The following is a 21,903-nucleotide window of genomic DNA, read 5'->3' as shown; positions in this document are numbered from 1 at the left end:
GGATTTGAGCGCGGCGAGGACATCTCACCCGCGGACGCGCATACAGGCCAAGAGGCGCGGCAGGATACTTGAAGCGGCGCTTGACGTCTTTTCGACGCATGGCTTTCGCGGGGCGACCATCGACCAGATCGCCGAGGCGGCGGACATGTCGAAGCCCAATCTGCTCTATTACTTCCGCAGCAAGGAAGCCATCCACCATGAGCTGATCCAGCGACTGCTGGACGACTGGCTGCAGCCGCTGCGCGATCTCGATCCCGCTGGCGATCCGATGTCGGAGCTGCGCGCCTATATAAGGCGCAAGATCGAAATGTCGCGGGACTTTCCCCGCGAAGGACGCCTGTTCACCAACGAGATCCTGCAGGGTGCGCCCCATACGCTCGGCATGCTGCGGGATGTGCTGAAGCCGCTTGTCGATGAAAAGGTGAAGGTGATCGAAGGCTGGATGAAGGCCGGACACATCGTGCGTACCGATCCCTATCATCTGATTTTCTCGCTGTGGGCGACCACCCAGCATTATGCGGATTTCGACGTGCAGGTGCGGGCGGTGCTTGGGCCGGAGCGTGACGGGGAGGGTCGTTTCGAGGATGCCGCGCGTTTCCTCGAGCAGCTCTATCTCGACGGGCTGGCCCCGCGCCAGGGCGGAAAGTAACCGGCCGCGCAAACCTTCACGCGGCCGGCCCGGTCGTTCAAGCGCGGATGCCGTTCACACGCCGATCGGCATGTGCTCGGATGAGCGGTTGACGGCGCGCGGCGCGGTCAGTTCCTTCCAAGTCGACAGCGCCTTGTTGACGGCCTGGAAGGGCTGACGCCTGATGAACTTGCCGCGGCCGGGCTGCGGCGTGGCGACGCCGTCGCCCCAAACGATATCCCCGCGCGAAAGCGTGTAGCGCGGCATGCCGGACACCTGCATGCCCTCGAAGACGTTGTAGTCGATGATCGACTTCTGGGTCGCGGCCGAGATCGTTCTGGTCGCCTTCGGGTCCCACACCACAAGGTCGGCGTCGGCGCCCGGCACGATGGCGCCCTTGCGCGGGTAAATATTCAGGATCCTGGCGATATTGGTGGAGGTCACGGCCACGAATTCGTTCGGCGTCAGCCGCCCTGTCTCGACTCCTTTGGTCCACAGAACCGAGAGGCGGTCCTCGACGCCGCCGGTGCCGTTGGGGATTTTGGTGAAATCGTTCAGGCCAAGGCGCTTCTGCTCCATGGTGAAGGCGGCGTGGTCGGTGGCCACCGTATGCAGCGAACCCGACTGAAGGCCCGCCCACAGCGACGCCTGATGCCCGGCGTCGCGGAAGGGCGGTGACATCACGCGTTGCGCCGCATGAGCCCAGTCCGGGTTGGCGTATTCGCTGGCGTCCAGCGTGAGATGCTGGATCAGCGGCTCGCCATAGACGCGGATGCCCTTGTGCTGGGCGCGGCGGATGGCTTCATGCGCCTGCTCGCAGGAGACGTGCACAATGTAAACCGGAACGCCGGCTGCGTCGGCAATGGTGATGGCGCGGTTGACCGCCTCACCCTCGACATCCGGCGGCCGCGAATAGGCATGCGCCTCGGGGCCGCTCAGACCGGAGCTCATCAGCTTCTGCTGCATGGCGGCCACCAGGTCGCCGTTCTCGGCATGGACGAAAGGAATGGCGCCGAGCGCCGCGCAACGCTGGAACGAGGCGAACATCTCGTCATCGTTGACCATGAGCGCGCCCTTGTAGGCCATGAAGTGCTTGAAGGTGTTCACGCCGCGCCCGACGACGGTTTCCATCTCGTCGAAGATCTTCTTTGACCAGCCGGTGATCGAGACGTGGAAGGAATAGTCGCTGCACGCCTGCCGCGCCGCCCGCGCCTCCCACTCGTCGAGGGCGGCCACAAGCCCGGCCTGGCCGGGGATGACGAAATCCACGACCATCGTCGTTCCGCCGGAAACGGCGGCGCGGGTGCCGCTTTCCCAGGTCTCGGCCGTGGTGGTGCCCATGAAGGGCATTTCGAAATGAGTGTGCGGGTCGATGCCGCCGGGGATGATCAATGCGCCTTCTGCGTCGATGATCTGGTCGCCACTCAGGTTCGGCCCGATTGCGGCGATGGTCTCGCCCTCGATCAGCACGTCCGCCTCATAGCTGCGGTCGGCGGCTACGATGACGCCTCCCTTGATTACCTTCGACATTCCAGAGCCTTTCATTTTGATGCAATGTGGTTGTTGCAGGGACCTCTTCGCCGGCCGTGCGAACAATCGTGCGGATGGGCGGGCGGGAAACGCGCTCCCCGCCCATCTCTGTTCCTGTCAGTCCGTGCTCACTGCGCCGAGGGCGCGGCGCTTTCCGGCGCTGAGCTGGCAATAGATGATCGCTGACAACGCGACGCCGACCGGCCAGGAGAATGGTGTCCATTCGCTGATGGCCGGGATGACCGAAATGCCGATGGCGACGCCGCCGGAGATGACAAGGGCAATGATGGCGTTCGTGTTGTAGCCGCCATTGTAGTAGTATTTTCCGCCCGGCGTATCGTCGAACAGAGCGTCGGAATCGATCATCTGACGCCTGATGATGTAGTAATCCGCCATCACGACGCCGTAGAGCGGGCCCATCAAGGCGCCGACGCTGCCGATGAAGTGGTTGACGATCACCGGGCTGGAGAACAGGTTCCACGGCGTGACGATCACCGAGAGTATGGCCACGACCACGCCCGCCTTGCGGAAGGTGAAGTGGCGCGGCCACACATTGATGATGTCATAGACCGGCGCGACGAAGTTCATGATGATGTTGATGCCGGCCGTGGCCGTGCCGATGGCGATGATGGCGACGAGCAGGATGGCGATGCTGTCGATATCCTTCATCAGCGCGATCGGATCATGGATCGCCTCGCCATAGACCTTCACCGACGCCAGCGCGATGACGATAGAGATGGCGCCGAAGGCTGTCGCGTTCAGCAGTAGCCCCCACGCATTGCCGCGGCGCACCGAAGCCTCGTCAGGCGCGTTGCGGGTGAAGTCGGCGAAGTTGAGGGTCGGGCCGGCGAGATAGGCGACGACGATGAACATCGCCGACATCATGCCGAACAGGCCGCTGTTGTGCTCCACGGTGCGGTAGCTGAAGTCGACTGTCCAGCCGGCGCGAGCGAGCACCCACACGGCTAGCGCGATCATCGCGATCCAGATGGCCGGGCCCGCGAAGTCGGAGAGACGTCGCACCGCTTCCATGCCGCGCGACAGAACAACGAGCTGGGCGGCGGACAGGATGAGGAAGCAGATCCAGCCGAGGCTCGACAGGCCAAGGATGGAATCCTGCGTCATCACTTCGCTGGAGGGGAAGATCTTGATGACAAGCAGCATCATCGCGGCCGAGGCGAGATAGGTCTGGATGCCGTACCACGCCACGGCGACGATGGCGCGCAGAATGGCCGGGATATTCGCGCCGTAGACGCCGAAGCTGGCGCGGGCGAAGACCGGGAACGGCACCTTGACGCGCTGGCCGGCCACACCGCTCATGTTGTTGGTGAAATAGAGAATGATTATGCCCGCCGTGAAGGCGACGATCATCTGCCAGCCGCTGAGGCCGAGCGCGAACAGGCCGACCGCCATGGTGTAGCCGCCGAGGCTGTGCCAGCCCGACATCCACCAGGCGAACAGGTTCCATGTCTTCCATGTTCCTGTCGCGGTCTCCGGCGACAGCTCGACATTGAACAGTCGAGATGATTTATTTGCATGCCTGTGCTGCATTAAACTCCTCCCAAAATGGTCGCGTTGACGTCGTATCCCGCCCGACACCTCCTTTTGTCGCGGCCGGATGCTCCGGTGTTCATGCGGTGCTGATGATCGGCTCCCCTGCGATAGGGAGACAGGTCAATGCTGGCGTCGTGCGGCAGGCGGCGCGATCCACGCGAAATGAAGCCGGCTGCGCAATCGACGCGCGGCCTGCCAGATCGAGAATTGCGCTGCGACGCGCCATGTCGAATTCTCTCCCATGTCTGGCTTCGGAGACCCGTTTTCCGGATTCTGAGATCCGGTAAAGCGGATTTCCAGCATCCGGTGACGGAGCTTGCGCCGATGAAGGCCACAAAAACGACACCCAAAAACCATGAAACATCAAACGCTTGCCCTATCCCGGCATTTTCCGGATGACGTTTCGTAATCACCCACTTGACATTTTTTTATCATGCAGTCAATTTTTGATCATATGATAAAAAATGGGAGGAGGAACCCATGATGCAGGCGCTCGCTACAGGTGCAGGCTTGCCGGGGAGGAGGGGCGGGATCGACGTCCGCGCCAGCTTCGGACACGGCATTCTCCTGCACTTTCTTCTCGTGACCGTTTGACGGCCCGCGCCATGATCACGATCGGCGACGTCTACGCGGCGGACCGGGTGAGCGACGCCGGGCTTGCGCTGCTGCGCCAGCGGGCTTGCGAAATCCGCGACCAGCACTGGGGCCGGGAGATCACTTACTCCCGCAAGGTCTTCATCCCCCTCACCAACATGTGCCGCAACACCTGCGGCTACTGCGTCTTCGTCAAGCATCCGGGCGATCCGGCCGCGAACTATCTGACGCCTGACGAGGTGCTCGACATCGCCCGCCGGGGCGAACGCCTCGGCTGCAAGGAAGCGCTGTTCTCGCTGGGCGAGCGCCCGGAGCGCCGCTATCCCGAAGCCGCCGCCATTCTGAAGGAGCTCGGCCACGCCACCACGGTCGACTATCTGGTCGACGCCTGCCGGCTGGTTCTGGAGCACACCTCGCTGATCCCGCACGTCAATGCAGGTACGCTCACCGAGGCTGAAGTCCAGCGGCTTGGCGAGGTCTCGGCCTCCATGGGCATGATGCTGGAGAATGTCAGCAAGCGCCTGTCGAAGCCCGGCATGCCGCATCATGCCTGCCCGGACAAGGCGCCGCTGCTGCGGCTGCGCACCATCGAGGCGGCAGGGCGTCTGGGCGTGCCCTTCACCACCGGCATCCTGATCGGCATCGGCGAAACATGGGCGGAGCGTATCGACAGCCTCGTCGCCATCAACGACATCCATCTGCGCCACGGCAATGTGCAGGAGGTCATCGTCCAGAATTTCCGCGCCAAGGCCGGCACGGCCATGGCCGAATGGATCGAGCCGTCCCGCCACGAAATGCTGAAGACACTGGCGGCGGCGCGCATTGTTCTGGATCCCTCGATCAGCCTGCAGGCGCCGCCCAATCTCGACGAGGAGTTCGAGGATTATATCGAATCCGGCATCAACGACTGGGGCGGCATCTCGCCGCTCACCAGGGATCACATCAATCCGGAGCGGGCGTGGCCGGCGCTGGGCGAACTTTCGCGCCGTACGGCCGCCAAGGGTTATCGCCTCGCCGAAAGGCTGACCGTCTACCCCCGCTATCTGGCCGAGTGCCGCGAAGCGCTTGCCGGTCCGCTGTCCCGTCTTGCCCGCGCCGACGGCCTGGCGCGCGAACAATTCACGAGCTGAGCCATGAACATCGATCTGGAAGTCATGAGACAGGTTGAAAGTCGCCCGGACGAGGTTCTGTCGCGGGTATCGGCCCCGGTGCGCGCCATTCTTGAGCGGGCGCTGGCAGGGGGCGAGGTCTCCCGCGAAGCGGGCGAAACGCTGTTCAACGCCGAGGGTGCAGACCTTTCCGCAGTGCTGAAGGTGGCGGACACGGTGCGGCGCGAGCGGGTTGGCGAGCGCGTCACCTTCGTCACCGTGCGCAACATCAACTTCACCAATGTCTGCTACATGGCCTGCCAGTTCTGCAATTTCGGCGTGCGCAAGGAGGCCCGTAACGCCGAGCTTCTGACGCCCGATCAGGTGGCGGCGCGCGCCGAGGAAGCATGGAACCGGGGCGGCACTGAAGTCTGCATCCAGGGCGGGCTCCATCCCGATATTCCCGGCGACTACTATGTGCAATTGCTCCGGGCCGTGAAAAAGCGCGTGCCGAACATGCATGTCCATGCCTTCTCGCCGTTCGAGATCTGGTACGGCGTACGCAAGAGCCGCATGCCGCTCGACGATTTTCTCGCGATGCTGCGTGACGAGGGGCTGGGGTCCATGCCGGGCACGGCAGCCGAAATCCTCGACACTGAAATCCGCCTCCAGCTCACCCGCAACAAGCTCTCCGCCGATGAGTGGGAAAAGATCATCCGCGCCGCGCACCGGCAGAAGATCCCGACCACCTCGACCATCATGTATGGCCATATTGACGGGCCGGCGCACTGGGCCGCCCATATCGACCGCCTGCGCTCGATCCAGAAGGACACCGGCGGCTTCACCGAGCTGGTGCCGCTCGGCTTCATCCACGAAAACACCCGCCTTTACCGCAACGTGCCGGGCGTGCGGCCGGGGCCGTCGATGACCGAGAATCTGAAGATGCACGCCGTGGCGCGTATCATGCTTCAGGGCTACATCGACAACATCCAGGCGTCATGGGTGAAGCTCGGCCCGGAGATGGCCCAGACCATGCTCGCCTGCGGCGTCAACGACCTCGGCGGCACGCTGATGAATGAAAGCATCTCGCGTGCGGCCGGCTCCAGATACGGGCAGGAAATCACGCCGCTGGAGATGGTGAGCATCATCCGCGCCGCCGGCCGCATCCCGGTGCAGCGCAACACATTGTACCAGACCATCGAGGATTTTACCGATCACGACCCGCCCGAGATCGCGCCGCTGGTTGAGCGCGCCTGCGGCGCGAGCCCGATCGCATTCCTCACCAAGGCCGAACTCGGGCAGGCGGCGGCGCGGGGCTAGGGCATGGAACCTTTACAGAAAAAAGTGGTCTTGCTTGCAGGCGGCGTCGGCGGTGCGCGTATGGCGGAAGGGCTCGTGCGCGTCCTGCCTGAAGGCGCGCTCACGGTCATCGCCAATATCGGCGACGACGACACCTTCTACGGCCTGCTTGTCTGCCCCGACATCGACACCATCACCTACACGCTTTCCGATCGTATCGACCGCGGACAGGGGTGGGGCGTCGCCAACGACACGGTGAACGGGCTCAATGTCCTGCGCGATCTCGGCGCGCCGGTCTGGATGAAGCTGGGCGACGCCGATTTCGGCCTGCACATCTGGCGTAACTGGCGCATGTCGCAAGGCGCTTCGCTGAGCGAGGTGACGGAGGAATGCGCGGCCCGTTTCGGCGTCAAGGCACGCATCCTGCCGGCCACGGATGATCCGCTGCGCACCAAGCTGATCACCGAAAAGGGCCTGCTCGATTTCCAGAACTGGTTCGTCGGCGAACGCTGCCAGCCGGCCGTTCGCGAGATCCGCTATGTCGGCGCTGAAGCCGCCGCCGCGAGCGCGGCGGCGCTCACAGCCATAAAGGATGCGGACCTGATCGTGTTCGCTCCCTCCAATCCGCTCCTGTCGCTGGAGCCGATCCTGTCGGTGAGGGCGTTGCGCGAGACGGTCGCCGCAAGTCGCGCGCCACGCATCGGCGTGTCGCCGCTCATCGGTGGCAAGGCCGTGAAGGGTCCGCTCGACAAGCTGCTTGCCGACCTCGGGCAACCCGCGGGCGCTGCCGGCGTCGCCGCCCGCTACAAGGGCCTGATCGACGGTTTTCTGGTCGACAGCGGCGACGTCAACGACATCGTCGCAATCGAGGCTGATGGCGTGAAGGTCCATGCCACCGACATATTGATGCGCGACCCGGTCGGCGCGGAACGGCTTGCCCGCGAACTGCTCGGCTTCGCCGCCGGTCTCGGAGTGGCGGAATGACGGTCGCCATCGCCATATTGATGAAGGACCCGGCCGAGGCCAAGACGCGCCTGAAGTCCGCGCTTGGCAACGATGCGCGCGAGACGCTGGCGCTGCTTCTGTTCGAGAACACCCTGGGCTTCTTTCGTCGCTTTCATGGCGACAAGCCGCTGGCGGTGGTCACGCCTTCGGAGCGCGTGGCCGAGATTGCGCGCGCCCATGAGGCCGTCACCCTCGGCCAGAATGGCAAGCCGGGGATCAACGGCGCCGCTGACCGCGCCGCCGAATGGGCGGCTTCCATCGGGGCCGAAAGGCTGCTCGTCATCCACGCCGACATCCCGACGCTCGAAGCGGCCGAAATCGCCAGTCTGATCGAGGCTGGCTGCGAGGTTCCCGTCGTCGTCGCGGAATCATACGACGGCGGCAGCAACGCCATCCTGCTGTCGCCGCCGGACGCCATTCCGTTCCGGTTCGGACCAGGCTCCGCCGGGGCGCATGAGGCGGCGGCGAGAAGCGCCGGCAAGGAATGCCTGCGGCTTGCCCTGCCGAACCTTCGCCGCGACATCGACACGCCGCGCGACCTGTTGTCGGCTTCCACCGCAGGCTGCATTCGCAGGCAAGGGGTGAGCCTGTTCGCCGTGGCCGGCATTCCGGAGATCGGGGCCGGCGACGATCTGTCGGCGGCGATCGCGCAGGCGCTTTCGGATATGGGCGGCGAGCTGAAGCCGCGCGACATCGTGATCGTCGCCCAGAAGATCGTCTCCAAGAGCGAGGCGCGAATGTTCCCGCTCGACGCCTTCGCGCCCTCGGACCGGGCACGGGAAATCGCAGCCGAAATCGGCAAGGACGCGCGCAAGGTCGAGGCGATCCTGTCGGAATCCACCGACATACTCCGCGCACGGCGGCAGGAGCCGGACGGGCTTTTGATCACTCGCCACCGTCAGGGCTGGATCTGCGCCAACGCCGGCATCGATCAGTCCAATCTTGGCGAGGGCAAGGACGATATGTTGCTGCTCCTGCCAGAGGACCCCGATGCAAGCGCCGCCCGCATCAAGGCGGGGCTGGAGACGCGCTATGGCGGACCGATCGGCGTAGTCGTCACCGACACTTTCGGCAGGCCCTGGCGGCATGGTCTGGTCAACGTCGCGATCGGCGTCGCCGGCGTTCCCGCCGTGGTCGACTGGACCGTGCGCGCCGATGCCTATGGCCGGGGCCTCAAGGCGACCTTGCCGGCCTTCGCCGATGAACTCGCGGCCGCTTCCGGCCTGCTCATGCAGAAGGACGCGGGGCTGCCCGTGGTGATCATACGCGGCCTGCCATGGAGCGACACGCCCTCGGCCAGCGCTGGCGACTTTCTTCGACCGCTTTCACAGGAGCTGTTTCTATGACCATTGCAATTCTCGGAGGGACCGGCCCGCAGGGGCAGGGGCTGGCGCTGCGGTTTGCGCGCAGCGGCGTGGCCGTCGCCCTCGGCTCGCGCGACGCCGAACGCGGCCGCGCTGTTGCGGAGGACCTCAACGCCAGGCTGGCGCAGGCCGGCGGATCGTTCGCCCGGATCACCGGCTCGGACAATGTGGCGGCCGCGCAGTCGGCGGAACGCATCGTGATGCTGGCGGTGCCCTTCGCCGCCCATGACGCCACGCTGGAGGAAGTGCGCGCCACGCTCGACGCCAAGATCCTCGTCGATGTCGTTGTGCCGCTGGAGCAGGGAAATCCGCGCGGCTATGGCCCGCCCCCTGAGGGCTCCGCCACCGAGGCCGCGCAGAAGCTGCTCGGCGAGGGGGTGAAGGTCGTCGGCGCATTGCACAATGTCTCCGCCCATTCGCTGAACGATCTCGGAAGCCCCATCAATTGCGACGTGTTCGTCTGTGGAGACGATCTCGCCGCCAAGGAGGAAGTGCAGGCGCTGATCGAAGGCATCGGCGTTCAGACCTATGACGCGGGGCCCGCCAAAAGCGCGCGTTGCGTCGAGGCCATCACGCCTTTGCTCATCCGCCTCAACATCTCGAAAAAGGTTCCCTTCTCGCATGCGGGCATCCGCATCTGGGCGCCCGGACACTGACTGCCAGGATACTGACCACCAAGGGGTTTGCAGCGCGGCGCCCGGTCAAGTCCGCGTCGTTGTAAAATGGAGGAAAGAATGGAATTTGGAATCACCTTCAAGGGATTCGTGGAGCCGGATCGCGCCCGCTATCTGGTTCGCGCCGCTGAATATGCCGGCTTCAGCCATTGCTGGTTCTATGACTCGCACATCCTGTGGCGTGAATGCTATCCGGCTATCGCCATGTGCATGGAGCATACGCGCGACATGCATTTCGGCCCGCTGGTGACCAATCCCGACGTGCGCGACTGGTCGGTGGCCGGCTCGCTGTTCGCTTCGCTCAACAAGCAAAGCAATGGCCGGCTCGAAATCGCGGTAGGGCGCGGCGACTCCTCGCGCCGGGTGATGGGTAAGAAGCCTGCGCCGCTGTCGCGCGTCACCGAGTTCGTCGAGAAGATGAAAGCCATGGTGCGCGGCGAGGAGGTCACCTACCCGGAATGCCCCGAGCCGGTGAAATTCCCCTGGGCCGTCGGCCATGAAATGCCGGCCTGGATCGGCGCTTATGGCCCGCTGGCGCTCAAGGCGGCTGGTGAAGCCGCAGACGGCGTGGTGTTGCAGATCGCCGAGCCCAGCCTGTGCAAGTGGTTTACCGACCAGTGCCTCGATGCCGGCAAGGCGGCCGGCCGCGATATGTCGAAATTCCGCTCCATGGCCGCGGCTCCGGCCTATTTCGGGCCAATGGACAAGGCCATAGAGGCCACCAAATGGTTCCCGGCGATGGTCGGCAACCACGTTGCGGATATCGTCGAGAAGTACGGCTCGGAGTCTGGTCTCGTGCCGAAGAGCCTGACCAGCTACATCGAGAAGCGCAGGGGCTACGATTATTCCAAGCACGGCCAGAGCGACAATCCGTATCTGGACTTCATCACGCCCGACATTGTCGAGAGCTTCTGCGTGCTTGGCGAGCCGGAGCAGCATATCGCCAAGATCCGGGAGCTGGAGGCTGCCGGCGTGACGCAGTTCAACATCTATCTGGACAGCGGCGAGGAAGAGGAAATCATCGCGCGCTATGGCCGCGAGGTCATTCCGGCCTTCGCCGGCGCCTGATCCTGCCGAAACTGGCTGGCCGTGCGATGCAGGCGATCGGAATCGGTCGCCTGCATCGCGCCCGGCTGGCCGCCAACCGGCGCTTGCGCCGCAGATTGCATTTGAAAGGAACATGCCATGTCGACCTCTGGCGAGAACCTTCGCATTGATCCTGATCGTTTGTGGTCGTCGCTTATGGAGATGGCGCAGATTGGGCCGGGGGTTGCGGGCGGCAACAACCGCCAGACGCTGAGCGACGCCGACAATGAGGGCCGCCATCTGTTCCGGCGCTGGTGCGCGGATGCGGGGCTTGAGATAGGCGTCGACCGCATGGGCACGATGTTCATGACGCGGGCGGGCGCTGACCCGGATGCGCTGCCGGTCTATATCGGCTCGCATCTCGACACCCAGCCGACCGGCGGCAAGTTCGACGGGGTTCTGGGCGTGCTGGCGGGGCTGGAGGTGGTGCGCTCGCTCAACGACCTCGGCATCCGGACGAAGCATCCGATCGTCGTCGCCAACTGGACCAACGAGGAAGGGGCGCGCTTTGCGCCGGCCATGCTGGCGTCGGGGGTGTTCGCGGGCGAGCTTTCCCTCGACTACGCCTATGCGCGCACCGATCAGGAGGGGCTGCGCTTCGGCGACGAGTTGCAGCGCATTGGCTGGGTGGGCGAGGAAGAGGTGGGGGCGCGCAGGATGCACGCCTATTTCGAATACCACATCGAGCAGGGTCCGATCCTCGAGGCGGAAAACCGGCAGATAGGCGTCGTCACCCATGGCCAGGGGCTGTGGTGGCTTGAATTCACGCTGATTGGCAAGGAGGCGCATACGGGCTCGACGCCGATGGCGATGCGGGTCAACGCCGGGCTGGCGATGGGCCGCATCCTTGAACTGGTGCAGGCGGTGGCGATGGAGAACCAGCCGGGCGCGGTGGGCGGCGTGGGGCAGGTGACGTTCTCGCCCAACTCGCGCAACGTGCTGCCGGGCACGGTGGTGTTCACGGTCGACATCCGCTCGCCCGACCAGGCCAAGCTCGACGCCATGCGGGCGCGGATCGAGGCGGGGGCGCATGAGATCGCAAAAGAACTGGGCGTCGGCTGCGCGGTGGAGGCGGTGGGGCATTTCGATCCGGTGAGCTTCGCGCCCGAACTGGTGGAACGGGTGCGGGCTTCCGCCGACAAGCTCGGCTACTCGCACATGGACATCGTCTCGGGCGCGGGCCACGATGCGTGCTGGATCGCCAAGGTGGCGCCGGCGACGATGATCATGTGCCCATGCGTGGACGGGCTGTCGCACAACGAGGCCGAGGACATCTCGAAGGAATGGGCCGCCGCCGGAGCCGACGTCCTCCTCCATGCCGTCATCGAAACGGCGGAGATCGTCCCGTCAGCGCCATGATTGGTTTCATCCCCGGAGCTCGCCTACGAAATACGTGCCGGGGCGGTCTTCCGACAGTGAAGCGGCTTGTCGGCCTGACATTAAGATGACCGTGGAGCCGCTGGGCCGGCCCCGGCCATGCCGGCATCGACCCATGAACCACTGACAAAACACAAAGCCAAACGGCCCGGGAACAATCCCGGGCCGTTTTTCGTCCGGAGTGCAGAAACGAAAGGCGTCCCCGGATTGGTCCAGTTGAGAAAAAGTACTGGCTCAGCTGAGCGGTGAAGGACGGCGCCGGCCGGCTTGAAAAATTTGCCGGGCAGCATCGAAACAACATAAAACATGATAAAATGACACAAGTTTACGCGGGTCGGGACAGAGGTGGGAACAGACAGCTTGGAAACTCTCTAAACTGTTGCCGTTGCGTGGTTTTTTTGTTTCAGCTAGGCCGCTGCCATTCGTTGACGTGGAAGGTTGTGAACATGACCTGGAATGTTCAGGAGCTGTTCCGCCGGCATGCATGTGAAATCGCCAGGGCCTTGCGTCGCCGGGGATTGTCCGAGGATGTTGCGGCGGACCTGACGCAGGATACTTTCTTGCGGGTGCTGGCCAACCCACCGGCCGACACCGTGCAGAACCACAATCCGCGAGCCTATTTGTTTGAGGTTTCCCGCAATCTCAGCATCAATCATTACCGTCGGCAGGTCAAAGATCCGACAATTGATGTCGACGGCGACACCATGCTCAGGATCGCTGATCCGTCACCTTCGGTGGAAACTGCGGTCTACTCAAGGCAGATGCTGAAACAGGTAGCGGAAGCGCTTGACGAATTGCCGCAAAACACACGCGAGGCCTTCATCCTGCATCGTATCGATGGCATGACTGTCGCCGAGGTCGGGAGGAAATTGGGGCTGTCGAGCACACGCGCCTGGGAATTGGTTCATCGTGCGTACAAGCATTTGCTGATGCGCGTGGACTGACACAGGAGCAGACTTCAATTTTTCCGGCGTCGGGAGCGAATATTCTTCGCTCCGGTTTGTATTCCCTGGCAGGCGCCCGGCTGGCGGCGGGCCGTTCCGACCTGACTTGAAGGCCTTTGATGGACGAGAATCCCGGAGAACCTGACCGGCTGGTGTCGGAAGCGATCGATATCGTCATGCGCATGCAGAACGATCCCGCCAATCCGGTGCCGTTTGAGATGGCGCGCGCCTGGCGGGCCCGGAGCGGTCGCCATGAGGAAATCTGGCTCAGGGTGTCCCGGATCCATGGCGCTTCCGGCCAGCTTCTTGCGCAGCGGCGCACAGCGCGAAAACGCGTGACCCGGCGCAATGTTCTGGGCGCTATGATGGCCGCGGGAGGCGTTGCCGTCGCGGGCTCGATATTCGTGCCGGGCGCACTGATGCGGGCGCATGCTGATCATACGACAGGCGTGGGCGAGATCAGACGCATAGACCTGCCCGACGGCAGCGTCGCGACGCTGGGTCCCCGGTCGGCCCTTGCGCTGACGATGAGCCGGGACGAGCATCGCATCGATCTGCTCACGGGCATGTGCTTTTTCGATGTGACGCGTGACCAGAACCGTGTCCTCACCGTCGCTTGTGAAGGCGTTTCCGCCACGGCGTTCGGCGCGTCGTTCGACATGTCGAGCGACGCTGGCGTCGTCACCATGACGGTTGCCGATGGCGCTGTCGGCCTTGCCGTTCCGGGGCGGAGCGGCGTCGCCGCCTTGCGTCTGGAGGCAAGCGAGTGGGCGGCCTGCGACATCTCCAGCGGCAGCCTCAGCCGGGGTGTGCGCCGCGACGGGCAGGTCGCGTCCTGGCGGGATCTGGCGATCGTCGCCGACAGGGAACAGGTTTCCACGCTGGTCGCTCGTATAAGCCGCTGGCTGCCGGGGAAAGTGGTCACGGCGAACCCGGCGATCGGCGCACAACGGGTCAGCGGCCTTTTCGATCTGCAGGATCCTTTCGCGGCGCTCCAGGCCGTGGTGCATCCCACGGGTGCGCGGGTGCGCCGGCTGCCGTCCGGGCTGACCGTCATTTCCCCGATCTGATACTTTTGAAAAAATTTCGACAGGGAGCCGAATATTTTCGGTCGCCGATTGTAACAGCATCAGGAGACCGTATTACCCAGCATCCAGGCAGACGCCTCCGTTTCGTTCGTATTCAATCGGAGCTGTCTGCAAATGGGAAATTCATTCAGCAATTGCGCTGTGTTCAGGACTGGGCGGCAGGCGGTGCTGGCTGCATTGCTTGGCGCCACGGCGGTAGCTGTCGTCATCCCATGCACCACACGCCCTGCAGGGGCGCAATCCGCACAGCTCAGTTTCAACATTCCTTCCGGTCCGCTAGGCCGGGCGCTTACCGCATATGGCCGGCAGGCCGGCTTGCAGGTGACTTATCTGGCCTCCGTGGCCGCCGGCAAGAGCACTGGCGGCTTCAGCGGATCGGCGACGCCCGAGGGGGCGCTTTCGCGGCTTCTGTCCGGCACGGGGCTGACCTATTCCTTCACCGCCGCCAAAACGGTGGCGATCTCGGCCGTACCGGCTTCCGGCGCGGCCAATGCCGGGGACTCCGTGGTTCTCGATACGATCGACGTCACAGCGCAGGGGGCTGGCGATACGCCGTTCCGCACCGCCGCGCCGGTCAGCACGACCAGCAGCGACAATTTGCAGGGTCGCTATGGCGGCGATGTCAATCAGGCGTTGCGCAACACGCCGGGAACCTTCTCGCGTCCGGGCTCCAACCAGCCGGGCCTTTCCGTCAACATTCGCGGCATGAGCGGTTATGGCCGCGTCAATTCCATGATCGACGGGGTGCCACAGACCTTCCGTAACGGCGCTGGCCACGGCGCTTATGGCGGCACCTATCTTTACCTCCAGCCGGACTTTATCGCCGGCGTCGACATCACGCGCGGCGCGGTGTCGGGCGCAGCCGGATCGGGTACGCTGTCGGGCGCCGCCAACTTCCGCTCCATCGGTATCGACGACATCCTGCTTCCCGGCTCCAACGCCGGCGTGATGACCAAGTGGAAGGCTGGCTCCAACGGTTATGACTGGAGCGGAATGACGGCGGCCGGCATGCGCACCGCCATCAATGGCGGGCAGGGCGAGATGAGCGTCATGGGCGCCTGGGCCGACAGCCAGAGCAAGGATTACCGCAACGGCGACGGCACGGCCTTCTACGAGCGGAGCCGGCCGCTCGGCGGCCTCGGCAAGATCGAGATCAAGCCGAACGACACCCATGCGCTGAAGTTGGGCTGGGTCCATTACGACAATGATTTCCGCAATTCCGGCTATATGTGGGGCGTCAGGAACAACACCTATTCGCTGAACTACGCCTTCACGCCCGACAGCAACCTCTTCGACGCCAAGGTCAACCTCTACTACAACAAGGCGAACATGCTGTACGATCCGGGCGCCGGTGGCGGCAGCTATGCGGGTCGCGAAACGGATGCTGTCTCCTTCGGTGGCGACATCACCAACACCAGCACCTTCGACCTGTCGAACGGTCTCGGCCTGAAGCTCGATTATGGCGCGTCCTATCACATGGACGACTATCAGGTTTCCGAAAGGCGGGGCGTGAACCAGCCGGGAAAGCTGGCCAAGGCAAGCGCCTTCACAGACGCTACCCTGTCCTACGGCATGTTCGATTTCACCACGGGCCTGCGCTACGACCACTGGCGCCTTTCCGGCATCAGGCAGGCCAGAACGCAGGGCACGGGTGCCGGTGGCTCCGCGGAATGCCCGGTAGGCCCGGAAAACTGTCCGGCCGAGCATGTTTCGCGCAATGGCGGCAAGGTCAATCCGAAGGTCACGCTGGCCGCCAACCCGACCAACTGGCTGCAGCTCTATACAACCTATTCGCACACCTATCGTCCGCCCACCGCCCAGGAATCCTTCTGGGGGCTGGTCGGCATCGGCGCACAGGTCGGCAGCGGCATCTACAACAATATGGATCTCGAGCCGGAAACCAGCAAAGGCTGGGATCTGGGCTTCAACATCGCCAGGAACGACCTGTTCTTCGCCAAGGACGCCGCGCGGCTGAAGGTCGGCTACTTCGACAATCGCATCAAGAACTACATCACCAACGGCACCATCAGCATGGAGCGCTGCGCGGGCACCGCCGAGTGCTGGTATGACACGGCCATGTGGATCAACGTGCCGGGCAAAACCCGCATGCGCGGCGTGGAAATCGAAGGCGGCTATGACGCCGGCTTCGCCTACGCCAACTTCTCCTACACCAACGCGAAGACAAGAACTCCCGTCGGCGGCATGGTCGGGGCCGGCGGCAATGCCGACATCGACATCCTGCCGGAAGACTACGGCATGATCGACGTGGGGCTGCGCTTCTTCGATGAGAAGCTCGCCGTCGGCGGCAAGGCCCGTTATGTCGGCAAAGGCACCTATGCCACCATCAACTTCAGCGGTCCGGAAGCGACCTTCACGGATGTTCCCTCCCACACCCTCTTCGACATCTATGGCTCCTACGACTTCAACGAGGCGAGCCGGCTGTTCTTCTCGGTCGAGAACGTCGGCAACAAGGTCTACGCCGTTCCCCTGAGCGGCGACGGCGTGCAGCTTGCCGGCAAGGGTCGCACCTTCATCGCCGGCTTCAGCACCAAGATCGGCGTTCCCGGCATGTCGTCGCAGCCGGCCGACCCGAATGCCGGCGTGATGGCGGCGATCGCCGCCCAGAAGGGCGGGATGGCGGGGCCGGCTGCCTATGACTGGAACGGCTTCTATGCCGGTGTCAGCGCCGGGCACGACTGGTCGCGCACCGACAATGAATATGGGGTGGATGCGGCCGGCCTCTCCTACGCCTCCTCCTACAGGCAGCGCCTCGAAGGGTTCCTCGGTGGCGTCTATGCCGGCTACAATCATGCCTTCGGCAACGGTTTTGTGGCCGGCGTCGACGCCGACCTCAATATCGCCGACAGCCAGGGCGGAACGGACGCTTTCACAATTTATCGCCTGAGCTCCTCCGACTATCTCGAAGCGAGGCTCAAGTCGAAGCAGAACTGGTCCGGCGCGGTCAGGGGCCGTGTCGGCTATGCCTATGGGCGATATCTGCCCTATGTCGCGGCCGGTGTCGCTTTCGCCAACTACGATCATGAGGCCTCCTTCGCCAGTGGCTCGCTGACCGCCAGTCAGGATCCGGTGTCCGGTTCGAAAACCCATGCCGGCTTCACCATTGGAACCGGCATCGAGCATGCCATCACCGACAAGGCGATTGTCAGGGCCGAATACCGGTATTCAGACTATGGCAGCGCCGACTTCTCTTCTGCCGGGCTGGGCCGCAATGTCAGGATCGACAGCTCGCACGATCTGAGGTTCGGCGTCAGCTACAAGTTCTGAGCCATCCAAACAGATTGCGGGAGCCGGGCGAGATATCGTCCGGCTCCCGCAGCGATTTGACAGCCGCGCCTGAACCTGGCCTCGGGCATGAGGGGTTCGGCCGGGAGGTCCCATGCAACCTGTCTGGCTGAGTTTGCAGCCATGGTGAAACAGTCGTGTGAGAATTTAATTCTAAAAATCCGGAATTAATGACTTGCATCTGCCTTTATTGGTCGATCAATATCGTTAAGACGCAATCCTGTTTCTGCTCTGGTTGTCAGACAGCATGGAGAGGCGCTCCCATGGCCACCCGCCCGCCCGATACGGCTCCATTGCAGGCTTCACGCCTGCAATCCCCTTATGGTTCGGTTCTCGACCTCGTCGGCCAGACACCGGTGGTGGAACTGAAAAAGTTCGACACCGGCCCGTGCCGCCTGTTCGTCAAGCTGGAGAGCCAGAACCCCGGCGGTTCGATCAAGGATCGCATCGCGCTGTCCATGGTCGCCGACGCCGAGCGGCGCGGCGTGCTCGCGCCGGGCGGCACGATCGTGGAAGCGACTGCCGGCAACACCGGTCTCGGGTTGGCGCAGGTCGGCATTCCCAAGGGTTATCGCATCATACTGGTGGTGCCCGACAAGATGTCGCGCGAGAAGGTGCAGCATTTGCGCGCGCTCGGTGCGGAAGTGCGGCTGACCCGTTCGGACGTGCTCAAGGGGCATCCCGAATATTATCAGGACATGGCCGAGCGCATTGCCGCCGGGACGCCTGGCGCCTTCTACGCCAACCAGTTCGCCAATCCGGCGAATCCGCTGGCGCATGAAACCACGACCGGGCCGGAAATCTGGCGGCAGCTCGACGGCGACGTCGATGCGGTGGTGGTGGGCGTCGGCTCCGGGGGCACGCTCACCGGTCTCGGCCGCTTCTTTGCGAAGGTGTCGCCGAAGACCGAGATCATCCTGGCCGATCCGGCTGGGTCCGTGCTCGCACCCTATATCAAGACGGGCGAGCTGGGCGAGGCCGGAAGCTGGACTGTGGAAGGCATCGGCGAGGACTTCATTCCGCCCAATGCCGATCTGTCGCTTGTGGCGAAGGCCTATTCGGTTCCGGACCGCCAGAGCATGGCGGCGGCGCGCGAACTCCTGTCGAAAGAAGGCATTCTCGCCGGCTCGTCGTCGGGCACGCTGCTGGCGGCGGCGCTTCGCTACTGCCGCGAGCAACGGACGCCCAAGCGGGTGGTGACGCTGGTCTGCGATTCCGGCAACAAATATCTGTCCAAGGTGTTCGACGATTTCTGGCTGGCCGAGCAAGGCCTGTCGGAGCGCGAACAGCATGGCGATCTGCGCGACCTTGTCGCCCGCACGCACCGCGAGGGCGGCACAGTCTGGGTGGGGCCGGAGGAAAGCCTGCTCAACGCCTATGGCCGCATGCGGCGCGCAGACGTATCCCAGCTTCCGGTGCTGGAAGAGGGCAGGCTGGTCGGCATCATCGACGAAAGCGATATCCTGGCCAGGGTCGAGGGACCCTACGACAGCCGCTGGGAGCGCTTCAACGGGGACGTACGCACGGCCATGACGCGCGACCTGCACACGCTGCAGGCCAGCCAGACGCTCGATGCGCTGCTGCCGGTGTTCGACCGCAACGAGGTAGCCATCATCTTCGACGGCGACGAATTCATCGGGCTCATCACCCGCATCGACCTGATCAACCATCTGAGGCGGACCAGCAAATGACCACAGACCGCAAGAACCGGCTCGCTTTCTCGACGCGCACCATTCATGGCGGCCAGAGCCATGACCCGACGACCGGCGCGGTCATGGTGCCGATCTACGCCACCTCGACCTATGCGCAGGAAAGCCCGGGCGTGCACAAGGGTTTCGAATATGCCCGCAGCCAGAACCCGACGCGCTTCGCCTTCGAACGCGCCGTGGCCGATCTCGAAAGCGGCGCTGCCGCCTTCGCCTTCGCTTCGGGACTGGCGGCGATCGCGACGGTGCTGGAACTGTTCGACGCCGGCACGCATGTCCTGGCGACGGACGACATCTATGGCGGCACGTTCCGGCTCATCGACAAGGTGCGGCGGCGCACGGCTTCGCTGGCCGTGGATTTCGCCGACTTCACCGATCTTGCTGCGGTCGAGGCCGCGATCCGGCCGGAGACGAAGCTTTTATGGATCGAGACGCCGACAAACCCGCTCCTGAAGATCGTCGATCTGGAGGCGATGGTGGCTCTCGCCGGCCGCAAGGGGCTGGTGACGATCGTCGACAACACGTTTTGCAGCCCCTACATCCAGCGGCCTCTGGAACTCGGCATCGATATCGTCGTTCACTCCACCACCAAATACCTCAATGGTCATTCGGACATGATCGGAGGCGTCGCCGTGGTGCGCGAGGAAGGTGAATTGCGCGACCGGCTGAGGTTCCTGCAGAACGCCGTCGGCGCCATTTCCGGCCCCTTCGACAGCTTCCTCGCCCTGCGCGGAATCAAGACGCTGGCGCTCAGGATGGAGCGGCATTCGCAGAACGGCCTCACCATAGCCCGCTGGCTGGAAGCTCGCGCGGACGTGCGCAGGGTGATCTATCCGGGCCTCGAAAGTCACCCCCAGCATGCTGTCGCCGCACGTCAGATGCAGGCCTTCGGCGGCATGCTCTCCGTGGAGCTCGACCGCGATCTGGCGGGCACGAAGCGCTTTCTGGAGCGGACCCGTCTGTTCACGCTGGCCGAAAGCCTTGGCGGCGTGGAAAGCCTGATCGAGCATCCGGCGACGATGACGCACGGCTCCATTCCCGCAGCGCAACGCGCCGCCATCGGCATATCGGATTCGCTGGTGCGCCTGTCGGCGGGCATCGAGGATGGCGCGGACCTGACCGCGGATCTGGAGCAGGCGCTGGCAGGCTGAAGAACGCAGGCCCCGAAGCAATGCCCCGGGGGTTCAGCGGTTCCCGATTGGCCGCTCGGGCCGGCAGGCTGCTGGGGACGACGGTTTGTCCGACTTGAAAAGGTCACCGCACATGCGATACGAGCATGGTGTCGGTTTCCGAAAGGAACGAAGAGGGAATTCGCCGCAGGTTGGCCAAAGACCTGCGAAACGAAACTGCCCCCGCAACTGTAGGCGGTGAGTCCGCTCCCCGGAAATGCCACTGGGCTTCGGCCCGGGAAGGCGGGGAAGGGCGTCGATCCGTCAGTCAGGAGACCTGCCGACAACTGGAACTGAACGTGCCGGGCGGGGCGCCCGGGAGAGGTTGTCGATGAAGCCTTCCCTGCCTGATCAGGCCGTCTGCCGTATGCCTGCGGATGCGTGGCTTTTCATTGCGTTCCCCGTCCGAAGCCTCCGGTCCCCGCTGCAAACCAATCGGAGAACTTCGCGTCATGACCTTCCCGCGTCTGGCACTTGCCGCCGCTAGCCTTGCGCTGCTCACGGTCCATGCGGCCGCCGAGCCTACGGAATATCCGCTCACGCTGGAAAACTGCGGCGAGACGATCACCTTCGACAAGGCGCCGGCCACCGCCGTCACCGTCGGCCAGGCCTCCACCGAGGCGCTCTATGCGCTGGGTCTCGGCGACAAGGTGACCGGCACCTCCGTCTGGTTCACCGATGTGCTGCCCGAGCACAAGTCCATCAACGACAATGTCGAGCGGCTGGCCGACAACGATCCCAGCTTCGAGAGCGTGGTGGCCAGGAAACCCGATCTCGTCGCGGTGCAGTTCATCTGGCACGTCGGGCCGGAGGGCATTGTCGCGACCCGCGAGCAGTTCCACGAGGTCGGCGTCCCGACCTATGTGATGCCCGCCGATTGCGTGGCCAAGGACAACAGCGTCGGCGTCGACGGCACCCGCACCGCCGCCTTCTCGACTGAGACCATTCATCAGGGCGTGCGCGAGCTTGCTGAAATCTTCGACGTGCAGGACAAGGGGGAGGAAGTCGTCGCAGATCTGGTGAAGCGCGAGGATGACGCCGTCGAGCGCGCGAAGGCTCTCGACATCGAGGACGTGTCGGCCGTGTTCTGGTTCTCCAGCGCCGACATGAACATCGACCCCTATGTCGCCGGCCGCAAGGGCGGGCCGGCCTACATGCTGAACAAGCTCGGCATTCGAAACATCGTGGAATCCGATGAGGAATGGCCGGTGGTTGGCTGGGAGACCATCGCCAAGGCCAATCCGACGATCATCATCATCGCCAGGATGGATCGCCGCCGCTTTCCCGCCGACGACCATGAAAAGAAGCTCGAATTCCTCAAGACTGATCCGGTCGCCAGCCAGATGGAGGCTGTGAAGAACAACCGCATTGTGGTGATGGACGGCCATGCCATGGACGCCACCATGCGCACAGTGGCCGGCATCGAGGTGCTGGCCGACGCGCTGGTGGATCTGGGCGTCGCCAGGTGACGATAGTTTCTGCGGGCCAGCATTC

The 21,903-nt window shown here is 64.0% G+C and carries 17 protein-coding genes and 1 riboswitch; of the genes, 14 read left to right on the top strand and 3 right to left on the bottom strand.

Features of this window, described 5'->3' with window-relative positions:
* The first annotated feature begins 4 nt into the window (after positions 1-4).
* Positions 5-649 (top strand): TetR family transcriptional regulator C-terminal domain-containing protein, encoded by a 645-nt coding sequence (locus ABID44_RS13650; RefSeq protein WP_354152266.1) that lies wholly within the window; start codon positions 5-7, stop codon positions 647-649.
* Positions 650-703: 54 nt separating this feature from the next.
* On the opposite strand, the gene hydA is transcribed toward ABID44_RS13650, so the two are convergent.
* The 3 genes from hydA to ABID44_RS13635 all read right to left on the bottom strand — a co-directional run bounded on the left by hydA (position 704) and on the right by ABID44_RS13635 (position 3,938).
* Complete coding sequence (gene hydA, locus ABID44_RS13645) at positions 704-2,173, bottom strand: dihydropyrimidinase (RefSeq protein ID WP_354152265.1); 1,470 nt, start codon at positions 2,171-2,173, stop codon at positions 704-706.
* A 102-nt stretch (positions 2,174-2,275) separates the two neighbouring features.
* On the bottom strand, positions 2,276-3,709 hold the full coding sequence (locus ABID44_RS13640; RefSeq protein WP_354152264.1) for an NCS1 family nucleobase:cation symporter-1: 1,434 nt from the start codon (positions 3,707-3,709) through the stop codon (positions 2,276-2,278).
* Between the two features lie 79 nt (positions 3,710-3,788).
* A complete protein-coding gene (locus ABID44_RS13635) occupies positions 3,789-3,938 on the bottom strand; it encodes a hypothetical protein (protein WP_354152263.1) in 150 nt (49 codons plus the stop codon).
* A 379-nt stretch (positions 3,939-4,317) separates the two neighbouring features.
* Between ABID44_RS13635 and cofG the strand changes: the two genes are divergently transcribed.
* The 13 genes from cofG to ABID44_RS13570 all read left to right on the top strand — a co-directional run bounded on the left by cofG (position 4,318) and on the right by ABID44_RS13570 (position 21,878).
* Positions 4,318-5,436, top strand: coding sequence for a 7,8-didemethyl-8-hydroxy-5-deazariboflavin synthase CofG (cofG, locus tag ABID44_RS13630; protein WP_354152262.1), 1,119 nt, complete (start codon positions 4,318-4,320; stop codon positions 5,434-5,436).
* Between the two features lie 3 nt (positions 5,437-5,439).
* Positions 5,440-6,714, top strand: a complete 1,275-nt coding sequence (gene cofH / locus ABID44_RS13625) for a 5-amino-6-(D-ribitylamino)uracil--L-tyrosine 4-hydroxyphenyl transferase CofH (RefSeq protein WP_354152261.1) — start codon at positions 5,440-5,442, stop codon at positions 6,712-6,714.
* Between the two features lie 24 nt (positions 6,715-6,738).
* Positions 6,739-7,677, top strand: a complete 939-nt coding sequence (cofD, locus tag ABID44_RS13620) for a 2-phospho-L-lactate transferase (RefSeq protein ID WP_354152260.1) — start codon at positions 6,739-6,741, stop codon at positions 7,675-7,677.
* The gene (gene cofE / locus ABID44_RS13615) at positions 7,674-9,044 is read left to right on the top strand and encodes a coenzyme F420-0:L-glutamate ligase (protein WP_354152259.1); all 1,371 of its coding nucleotides are present in this window, start codon (positions 7,674-7,676) and stop codon (positions 9,042-9,044) included. The genes cofD and cofE overlap by 4 nt, the downstream gene beginning before the upstream one ends.
* Positions 9,041-9,718 (top strand): NADPH-dependent F420 reductase, encoded by a 678-nt coding sequence (npdG, locus tag ABID44_RS13610; protein ID WP_354152258.1) that lies wholly within the window; start codon positions 9,041-9,043, stop codon positions 9,716-9,718. Before cofE ends, npdG begins: the two co-directional genes overlap by 4 nt.
* Before the next feature lie 78 nt (positions 9,719-9,796).
* A complete protein-coding gene (locus tag ABID44_RS13605) occupies positions 9,797-10,804 on the top strand; it encodes a TIGR03842 family LLM class F420-dependent oxidoreductase (protein ID WP_354152257.1) in 1,008 nt (335 codons plus the stop codon).
* Positions 10,805-10,921: 117 nt separating this feature from the next.
* Complete coding sequence (locus ABID44_RS13600) at positions 10,922-12,181, top strand: Zn-dependent hydrolase (RefSeq protein WP_354152256.1); 1,260 nt, start codon at positions 10,922-10,924, stop codon at positions 12,179-12,181.
* Positions 12,182-12,645: 464 nt separating this feature from the next.
* Positions 12,646-13,143, top strand: coding sequence for an RNA polymerase sigma factor (locus ABID44_RS13595; protein WP_354152255.1), 498 nt, complete (start codon positions 12,646-12,648; stop codon positions 13,141-13,143).
* 119 nt (positions 13,144-13,262) lie between these two features.
* Entirely contained in the window at positions 13,263-14,213 is a 951-nt protein-coding gene (locus ABID44_RS13590) for a FecR family protein (RefSeq protein WP_354152254.1), read from the top strand.
* Positions 14,214-14,345: 132 nt separating this feature from the next.
* Positions 14,346-17,516, top strand: coding sequence for a TonB-dependent receptor domain-containing protein (locus tag ABID44_RS13585; RefSeq protein ID WP_354152253.1), 3,171 nt, complete (start codon positions 14,346-14,348; stop codon positions 17,514-17,516).
* Between the two features lie 281 nt (positions 17,517-17,797).
* Entirely contained in the window at positions 17,798-19,225 is a 1,428-nt protein-coding gene (locus tag ABID44_RS13580; protein ID WP_354152252.1) for a pyridoxal-phosphate dependent enzyme, read from the top strand.
* On the top strand, positions 19,222-20,391 hold the full coding sequence (locus ABID44_RS13575) for a trans-sulfuration enzyme family protein (RefSeq protein ID WP_354152251.1): 1,170 nt from the start codon (positions 19,222-19,224) through the stop codon (positions 20,389-20,391). The genes ABID44_RS13580 and ABID44_RS13575 overlap by 4 nt, the downstream gene beginning before the upstream one ends.
* A 115-nt stretch (positions 20,392-20,506) precedes the next feature.
* A riboswitch (cobalamin riboswitch) is annotated at positions 20,507-20,708 on the top strand.
* A 153-nt stretch (positions 20,709-20,861) separates the two neighbouring features.
* Positions 20,862-21,878, top strand: a complete 1,017-nt coding sequence (locus tag ABID44_RS13570) for an ABC transporter substrate-binding protein (RefSeq protein WP_354152250.1) — start codon at positions 20,862-20,864, stop codon at positions 21,876-21,878.
* The last annotated feature ends 25 nt before the right edge of the window (positions 21,879-21,903 follow it).

It is taken from the genome of Aquamicrobium ahrensii, assembly GCF_040545755.1.
Taxonomy (GTDB): Bacteria; Pseudomonadota; Alphaproteobacteria; order Rhizobiales; family Rhizobiaceae; genus Mesorhizobium; species Mesorhizobium ahrensii.
Note: the sequence above shows the minus strand (reverse complement) of the source record. Positions and strands in the feature narration are given on the sequence as shown.